The organism is Rathayibacter tanaceti, assembly GCF_001634385.1.
GTDB classification, from domain to species: Bacteria; Actinomycetota; Actinomycetes; order Actinomycetales; family Microbacteriaceae; genus Rathayibacter; species Rathayibacter tanaceti.
In genome coordinates this window covers 1-1,516 of sequence record NZ_LIIN01000245.1, presented here as the reverse complement: position 1 = coordinate 1,516, position 1,516 = coordinate 1, and the positions used below count along the sequence as shown (strand labels likewise).

The following is a 1,516-nucleotide window of genomic DNA, read 5'->3' as shown; positions in this document are numbered from 1 at the left end:
GCGACCGCGCCCGCCGAGCGCGGCGCCCTCCTCCGTGCCGCCGCCCACCGCGTGGCCGAGCACGAGCAGGAGCTCGCCGACCTCAACACGCAGGAGACGGGCAAGCCCGCGGGCGACGCCCTCGGCGGCGTCCGCGCCGGGGTCGACACGCTGCTCCAGTACGCCGAGCTCGGTCCGCTGCACCGCGGGAAGAGCCTGCGCGGAGGCGCCCTCAACGTCGATCTGGCCCTCCCGCACCCGCGCGGCGTGGTCCTCGCCCTCACTCCGTGGAACGATCCGGTGGCGGTCGCCGCGGGCCTCCTCGGCGCCGCGATCGTCTCGGGCGACGTCGTCGTGCACAAGCCGAGCGAGCGCAGCCCAGGCACGGGCGCGCTGTTCACGTCGATCCTCGCCGAGGCGCTGCCGGACGGCGTGCTGACGCTGGTCGAGGGCAACGGCACGGTCGGTGACGAGCTCGCGCGCACCGAGGGCGTCGACGTCCTCGCCCACGTCGCTCGACCGCCACAGGCCGCGCGCTGGCCCGCGTCGCCGCCGTGACCGGCGCGCACGTGATCCTCGAGAACGGCGGCAACGACGCGCTCGTCATCGACCGCGACGTCGATCCGGTCTGGGCAGCGGAGCAGGCCGCCCTGGGCGCCTTCGCCAACGCCGGCCAGATCTGCACCTCCGTCGAGCGGATCTACGTCCACCGCGACATCGCCGACGCGTTCACCGCCGCGCTCGTCGTCGAGGCCGACCGCTGGAGCGCCGGCTCCCTCCCCCGCCTCGTCGACGCCCGGATGCGCGACGCCGTGCACGAGCACGTCACGGAGGCCCTCGGCAGCGGCGCCCGCGCCCTCACCGGCGGCACCCCGGGCGAGGGCACCTTCTATCCCGCCACCGTCCTCGCCGACTGCACCGAGTCGATGCTGGTGATGACGGAGGAGACCTTCGGCCCCGTCGCGCCGATCGCCGTCGTGGACTCCTTCGACGAGGGCCTCGCCCGCGCCGCCGCGAGCCCCTACGGCCTGGCCGCCTCGATCCTCACCGCCGACATGGAGCACGCGCACCGCGCGGCCGCGACCCTCCCCGTCGGCACGGTCAAGGTCAACGGCGTCTTCGGAGGCGCGCCGGGCGGCAGCGCGCAGCCCCGCGGCGCTTCCGGCTCCGGCTTCGGCTACGGCCCGGAACTGCTCGACGAGATGACCACCACCACGGTCGTCCATTTCGGCCTCCCCGTCCTCCCGGGAGGCGCTCGATGAGCCTCGAGGGCTCGGCGCTCCAGCGGGCGAGCGCGCTCCTCGCGCACGTCCACGAGCGTCCACCGGTGGTCGCCGTGATCGGCGACCTGATCCTCGACTCGTGGTGGCTCGGCGACGCCGAACGGGTCACTCGGGAGGCGCCCGCGCCGGTCCTGCAGCTCGAGGACGTCGTCGACGTCGCGGGCGGTGCGGCCAACACCGCCGCCAATCTGCGCGCGCTGGGGGCCGTGGTCCGCGCGGTCGGAGTCGCTCGGCCGCGACTCCGAGGGCGACCG

At 75.5% G+C, this 1,516-nt stretch carries 2 protein-coding genes and 1 pseudogene; all 3 read left to right on the top strand.

Annotation, left to right across the window (positions count from 1 at the left end):
* Positions 1-537, top strand: a 537-nt coding sequence (locus ACH61_RS19450) for an aldehyde dehydrogenase family protein (protein ID WP_413784047.1), incomplete at its 5' end; no start/stop codon positions are given.
* Positions 534-1,241 (top strand): aldehyde dehydrogenase family protein, encoded by a 708-nt coding sequence (locus ACH61_RS19445; RefSeq protein ID WP_413784046.1) that lies wholly within the window; start codon positions 534-536, stop codon positions 1,239-1,241. The genes ACH61_RS19450 and ACH61_RS19445, both read left to right, overlap by 4 nt.
* Positions 1,238-1,516 (top strand): annotated as a pseudogene (locus ACH61_RS15360) (hypothetical protein); the annotation flags it as partial. The gene ACH61_RS19445 and the pseudogene ACH61_RS15360, both read left to right, overlap by 4 nt.